General features: G+C 57.7%; 1 pseudogene. It reads right to left on the bottom strand.

The annotated features are described in order from the left end of the window. A pseudogene (locus tag QCD69_RS23020) lies at nucleotides 1-156 on the bottom strand (VENN motif pre-toxin domain-containing protein); the annotation flags it as partial. Between the last annotated feature and the right edge of the window lie 156 nt (nucleotides 157-312).

Raw genomic sequence — 312 nt, 5'->3', positions numbered from 1 at the left:
CGCCCGCCACGCCGCCTGACGCCCCCGCCAGCGCCGAACCGCCCGACGCCTGCGCCACCGCCGCGCCCAGCACCGCGTGCGCTGTCAGGTTGCCTCAACGTTAATCACCTCTTTGCCGTTTGCATCCGTGGTGGTGGTCGCTTTATGTATCAGCTCGATCGCCACACCGCAGAAGCGGCCACGGAAGATCCCGGAAGAGACATTTGAATGGCGACCGCTCTAAGGTAACTGACTGGTTATAAGGTAAAATCCCGGCTTGGCCGGGATCTTTATTAGTCATCATATTGAAGATTTATGTTTATTTTTCCGGCT

It is taken from the genome of Erwinia sp. PsM31 (genome assembly GCF_030433775.1).
Lineage (GTDB): Bacteria > Pseudomonadota > Gammaproteobacteria > Enterobacterales > Enterobacteriaceae > Erwinia > Erwinia aeris.
Note: the sequence above shows the minus strand (reverse complement) of the source record. Positions and strands in the feature narration are given on the sequence as shown.